5 protein-coding genes are annotated in these 6,087 nt (G+C 69.9%); 4 read left to right on the top strand and 1 reads right to left on the bottom strand.

The window, feature by feature from the left end:
* Positions 1-533: 533 nt before the first annotated feature.
* Together OG819_RS57845 and purU are read left to right on the top strand one after the other, a co-directional pair.
* Positions 534-1,796 carry a hypothetical protein gene (locus tag OG819_RS57845; protein ID WP_266658261.1) on the top strand — a complete coding sequence of 421 codons (1,263 nt, stop codon included), beginning with the start codon at positions 534-536 and terminating at the stop codon, positions 1,794-1,796.
* 25 nt (positions 1,797-1,821) lie between these two features.
* A complete protein-coding gene (gene purU, locus OG819_RS57840; protein ID WP_266658259.1) occupies positions 1,822-2,679 on the top strand; it encodes a formyltetrahydrofolate deformylase in 858 nt (285 codons plus the stop codon).
* Between the two features lie 95 nt (positions 2,680-2,774).
* Here purU and OG819_RS57835 read toward each other — a convergent pair whose 3' ends face one another.
* Positions 2,775-3,656 carry a bifunctional methylenetetrahydrofolate dehydrogenase/methenyltetrahydrofolate cyclohydrolase gene (locus tag OG819_RS57835; protein ID WP_266658295.1) on the bottom strand — a complete coding sequence of 294 codons (882 nt, stop codon included), beginning with the start codon at positions 3,654-3,656 and terminating at the stop codon, positions 2,775-2,777.
* 234 nt (positions 3,657-3,890) lie between these two features.
* Here OG819_RS57835 and OG819_RS57830 point away from each other — a divergent pair, with 234 nt between their 5' ends.
* Positions 3,891-5,435, top strand: coding sequence for a histidine kinase (locus OG819_RS57830; RefSeq protein ID WP_266658257.1), 1,545 nt, complete (start codon positions 3,891-3,893; stop codon positions 5,433-5,435).
* Positions 5,432-6,087 (top strand): response regulator transcription factor (locus OG819_RS57825; protein WP_266658255.1); only part of this gene is annotated, 656 nt, incomplete at its 3' end. The genes OG819_RS57830 and OG819_RS57825, both read left to right, overlap by 4 nt.

The raw sequence follows: 6,087 nt of genomic DNA, 5'->3' as shown, positions 1-6,087 counted from the left end.
CGTGACTGCTGGCCAGTTCGGCCCTGACCCCCTCTACCGATGCCAAACAGGATCGAGGGGGACGCTGGACGAGGTTCTCAGCGGACATGCGTAGGTACCCGGCCGAGAACCTCCGCGCCCCTCTGTCAAGCCCTCCGCGGGGGTTGCTCGGGTGGCGGTATGCCGGCTCCGTCGGCCCGTCATCGGTCGCAGTGGGTCGGGCACCGGGTGAGGCGGTCGGGCTGGCGAAGGCCCACGTCCGACCGAGGCCAGGCGCCCGGTTTCTCAGTGTCGGTGAAGCGCCATCGGTCGTCTCCGATCCCGGCGAGCACCCGCGCGCCGGTGAAATACCGGTGATTGATCTCGCCGTCCAAGTGGGCGTCAAAAGACCCGCCCTGCCGTCGTACGTCATTTGTCGCGTGCCCGGTCATGCAAAAGCGAGCGGAAGCGGAGACATAGGAGCGTTTCCCGGCGTCGGCTCCCCGGCCTAGCGTCGGGCCTTGCGGCAGTGAGGCCGCGGAGCGAGGGACGACATGACGTACACAGTCAGCAGTATGCGTAAGCCCCCGGAGGGGTACGCCTGGAGCCGCTTCGGCCAGCCCGAGTACACCGACTGGCTCGACGAGAGCCTGTCGTGGAAGCACACGTGTTACATCGGGGACTGGTCGTTCCTGTGGCAGCACCGGATCACCGGGCCGGATGCTCTCGCCATGCTCGGTGACATCACGGTCAACAGCTTCGCGTCGTTCGAGATCGGGCAGTCGAAGCACGCCATCCACACCAACAAGGACGGCAAGGTCATCCACGAGGGAGTGCTCACCCGCTTCGGCCAGGACGACTTCATGCTGCACGGCCGTGGCGGCTTCTGGGCCGCGCACTACCTGTCGCAGACGGACTACGACGCCAGGGTGGAGCGGGACGACTGGTTCGTGCTTCAGGTCTCCGGTCCCGAGTCGGTCAACGTGCTGGAGAAGGCCTCGGGCGACTCCGGCCTGCGGGAGACCGGCTTCATGCGGGTCAACACCGTCACGATCGCGGGTCACGAGATCTGGGCGCTCCGCCAGGGCATGGCCGGTGAGATCGGGTTCGAGCTGCAGGGGCCGATGGCCTTCAAGCAGGACGTGTACGACCGTATCGTGGAGGTCGGCCAGGCCTTCGGTATCCGCAAGCTCGGTGCCCGGACCACGATGATCAATCATCTGGAGGCGTGCTTCCCGACCATCGCCACCGACTACATTCCCGCCATCTTCGATGCGGACATGACGGAGTATCGCGAGGCCTTCACCGCGTCCATGCCCTCGTTCGCGCAGCCCGCCTACATCGCCGGCTCGTACGACGGAACGGACATCAGCGACTACTACCGCAGCCCGGTCGAGCTGGGATGGGGCCGCAACATCAAGTTCGACCACGACTTCCTGGGGCGCGAGGCACTCGAGGCGGAGAAGGCCGCCCCGCGCCGCGCCATGAGGACCCTGGTGTGGAACAGCGACGACGTCGCGGACGTCTTCGCGTCGCTGTTCCGGCAGGAGGACCACTACCCCTTCATGGACATGCCCCGCGACCAGCGCGGCTTCATGTGGGCGGACAAGGTCACGGTCGGGGACGGCCTCGTCGGAGTGGCCACTTCCCGCGGCTACAGCTACTTCTACCGGCAGATGCTGTCGCTGTGCACCATCGACGTCCAGCACAGCGAGCCGGGCACCGAGGTGGTCGTCCACTGGGGAAGGCCCGACGGACCCCAGAAAGCGGTCCGGGCGACCGTCGCCCCCGCTCCGTACAAGCCCGACCGGCGCCGCGCAGACCTGCGCCGGGCGTGACCATCCGAGGACGGGAGCCGACACCATGCCCAGCTCATTCACCCTGACGTTCGCCTGCCAGGACCGCCCCGGGATCGTCAGCCGGGTCACGGCGGGACTCGTGCGGATCGGCGGCAACATTCAGGACGCGAACCACTTCAACGACGCGTTCTCCGGTCGCTTCTTCTGCCGCATCGCATTCGAGGTGCCGGCCGGGGTGAGCCCCGGCGCCGTCGAGGAGAACGTCTCCGCGAGCCTCGCCCCCCTGGACGCCTCGTGGACCGTGAAGGCGAGCCACGACCGGATGAGGGTTCTCATCATGGCGTCGAAGCTCGACCACTGCCTGGCCGACCTGCTCTACCGCTGGCGCCACGGGGAGCTGGACATGGACGTCGTGGGCGTGGTGTCCAACCACCCCCGCGCCGTGTACCACCACCTCGACTTCGGGGACATCCCCTTCCACCACCTGCCGGTGACCAAGGAGAACAAGCCGGAGCAGGAGGCCAAGCTGCTCGCCCTCGTCGACGAGTACCAGGTGGATCTCGTCGTCCTCGCGCGCTACATGCAGATCCTCTCGGACGAGCTCTCCGCCCGCCTTGAGGGAAGGATCATCAACATCCACCACTCGTTCCTTCCCGGGTTCAAGGGGGCGAAGCCCTATCACCAGGCCCATCAGCGCGGCGTGAAGCTGATCGGCGCCACGGCGCACTACGTCACAGGCGATCTCGACGAGGGACCGATCATCGCTCAGGACGTCGAGTCCGTCACCCACCGCGACACCCCGGACCAGTTGGTCCGCAAGGGCCGCGACATCGAGCGGCGGGTGCTGGCGCGGGCGGTGCGCTACCACCTCGAGGGACGGGTGCTCGTCAACGGACGCACGACGGTGGTCTTCCCGGACTGATGGACACCGGCGACCGCCGCCGCGGTCGTACGCGAGGATCCGGCGACCCGGTGCACGACCGGGTCGCCGGATCCTCGCTTCCGGTGCGGGGCCGGTCAGCGGGCGGCCACGGACCTCTCGGCGGCCTCGACGACGTTGGTCATGAGCATCGCCCGCGTCATGGGCCCGACACCACCTGGCATCGGGGCGAGCATGGAGGCGATGTCCGCGACGTCGGCGGACACGTCTCCGACGATGCCGGCCTCGGTCCTGGTGATACCCACGTCGAGGACGACCGCGCCGGGCTTGACGTCGTCGGCTCGGACCAGCGCCGCCGCGCCGGCCGCCGCGATGACGATGTCGGCGCGCCTGAGGTGGGCGGTCACGTCACGTGTCTCCTCATGGCACATGGTGACGGTCGCGCTCTCTGTGTGGCGCGTCAGGAGCAGTCCCAGGGGACGCCCCACCGTCACCCCGCAGCCGATGATGACGACGTCGGCGCCGGTCAGCGGAACGCAGTACCGGCGCAGCAGTTCGACGACGCCCCGAGGTGTGCACGGCAGCGGTGCGGGCGCGCCGATGACGAGCCGGCCGAGGTTCGTCGGATGCAGACCGTCGGCGTCCTTCCCGGGGTCGATGCTCTCCAGCACGATCCCGCGGTCGATCCCCGCGGGCAGCGGAAGCTGCACGATCATCCCGGTGCAGGCGGGGTCGGCGTTCAGCTCGGCCACCGCTGCGAGAACATCGCGTTCGGTGGCGGTCCCGGGCAGTTCGACCCGCAGAGACCGGATGCCGATCTCCTCGCAGTCGCGATGCTTGCCCGCGACGTACGCGATGCTGCCCGGGTCGTCGCCGACCAGCACGGTTCCGAGCCCGGGCCGCACGCCCCGGGCGGTCAGCCGGGCGACTCTCTCCGTGAGCTCCGCCCGGATCGTGCGGGCGGTGCCTCTGCCGTCCAGGAGATGAGCCGTGGCCGGCCGCTCGGCGTGGATGGCCAACGTGTCCACGAGCGCCACCTTTCTACGGGTTGGGTAGGGTGTCGTGCCCGTCGCGACTGCGTCGCCCCGGCCCGACCGCGCGGGCACGTCACGCGCGCCTGCCGCATGTCGACGGTAGGGGGATCGTCCTGTCGCGGTCATCGGGCGGACGACGCGAAGGCCACGCTGATCACGGAGTACGCGGTGAGGACAATTGACGTAGGCGGCCGAGGCGACCAGGGAGCTCTGTGACGGATGGACGAACGGGTCGAATGGGAATCCGCGCTCGACGCGCTCGCGACGGGTGCGGCGCTCGTGGACGGGGACGGGACGATCCGATGGGTCAACCGGGCCGGAGCGCGCCTGATGCGCCGGTCCCGCGAGGAGCTGATCGGCAGCGTGGCCCCCTTCCGGCCGGAGAACGGCGCCCCCCAAGGCACCACCGCCTCCCGGGAGGAGGGTGAGCGGGTCTGCGTCTGGCAGGCCGGTACCCGCGCCCCGCGTTGGCTGGCCTACGTCCGGGGCGCGGACGACCGCCTCGGTGGCGAGGCCACACTGGTCAGCTTCCGCGACGTCACCGAGTACCAGCAGCAGCACCGCAGTGCGGCGGCGCTGGCGCGCACCGCCGCGAGCATGGCGTCCGACAGTTCCCTCGAGGCGGTCCTGGGGGCGATGGCCGCGGAGATCCAGCGGACCCCCGGCGTCGCCGGAACCCAGATCATCACCTTCGGCCCGAGCGGTGACCGCCTGCAGCTCATGGGGTCCGCGGGCTTCGAGCAGGTGGCGCCCTTCTTCGACCTGCTGATGGCGTCGCGGGACCGGGGCGCCGACCTGATCACACACCGGAGCATGAGCGAGCGGCGTCAGCAGGTCCTTCCCGGGCGCCGGGCCCAGATGCTCGCGGACCCGGCCTGGGAACCGCTCCACGCGTACGTGTCGCAGCTGGACTGGGAGGACTTCGTCGGCACACCGCTGCTGTCGCGGGGCAAGGCCCTGGGAGCCCTCAACGTCTACGTCGCCACCGGCTACCGGGCGACCCCCGCCCTGCTGGACTTCATCACCGCGATGGCCGAACAGGCGGCCCTGGCGGTCGACTACGCGACACTCATCCACCAGGAACGTGTCTCCGCCCGCCGTGAGGAGCGCAAGCGGCTGGCCCGGGACCTGCACGACTCGGTGGTCCAGCACGTCTTCTCCATCGGGATGCAGGCCAAGGCACTCGGAGGGATCGCGCGGCGCCTGGACGAACCCCTCGCCGGGCGGGTGGAAGCCGTCGCCAGGGAAGTGACCGACCTGGTCGACCACGTGCAGCGCGACCTCCGCGGGGTGGTGCTGGCCCTGCAGCCCCCGGTGTCGGCGAAGCTGGGACTCCTGCCCGCCCTGAACGCCCTCGCCGAGGCCATCGAGCGCAGATACGACGTGAACGTCGACCTGACCGTCGACGCCCTCACGGAGGAGGACACGGGAGGGGCGGACTTCAGCGAGGACGTGTACCAGATCATCAGCGAGGCGCTGCACAACGCGGTCAAACACGCGGCGCCGACGGTGGTCCACGTCGACGCGCGCCTCGACCGGGAGCGACGGGTCATGTGGATCGACGTGGTGGACGACGGCCGTGGCGTCGCGGCCAACGCCACCGCGGGAGGCGGTTACGGCCTCACCTCCATGCGCGACCGCGCCGGCCGGTGGGGCGGCTCTGTCGCGGTCACGACCGGCGAGGAGGGATCAGGCACCCGGGTCCGGGCCGAACTCCCCTTCCCCCGCGGCCGGTCGGGGCACCGGAAGGAAGGCACGGTATGAGCGAGCGGGCCAGGAACATCAGGGTCTTCGTCGTCGACGACCACACGGTCGTCCGCCGGGGCATCAGCAGCTTTCTGGAGTTCGTCGACGACATCGCGTTCGTCGGCGAGGCGGCCGACGGACAGGAGGCGCTGGAGAAGCTGGGGGCGATGAACGCCCACGGGGAGCTCCCCGACGTCGTCCTTCTGGACCTGCACATGCCGCGGCTGGACGGTGTCCGGACGGTGGCCGCGATCGCGGAGCGGTACCCGCACGTCCGGACCGTCGTCCTGACGAGCTTCTCGGAGATCGAGCGGGTCCACGCGGCCCTGGCGCACGGCGCGTCCGGTTACGTGCTGAAGGACGCCTCCCCCGACGAGGTCGAGGAGGCTATCAGGGCCTCCCAGCGGGACGAGGTCTTCCTCGACGCGGCCGTCACCCGTGGCCTCACGCAGCGGCTCGTCACCCCGTCGCACGGGCTGAACTCTCTGAGCGGCCGTGAACGCGAGGTCCTCGTCCTCGTCGCGCAGGGGCTCTCGAACCGTGCCATCGCCGACCGGCTGACGATCAGCGAACGCACCGCGCGCACCCATGTCAGCAAGCTGCTCGCGAAGCTCGGCCTGGCCTCCCGTACACAGGCGGCGCTGGTGGCCGTGCGCGAGGGGCTGGTGGA

Origin of the sequence: Streptomyces sp. NBC_01549, from assembly GCF_026339955.1 — a bacterium.
In the GTDB taxonomy this organism is placed as follows: Bacteria; Actinomycetota; Actinomycetes; order Streptomycetales; family Streptomycetaceae; genus Streptomyces.
Note: the sequence above shows the minus strand (reverse complement) of the source record. Positions and strands in the feature narration are given on the sequence as shown.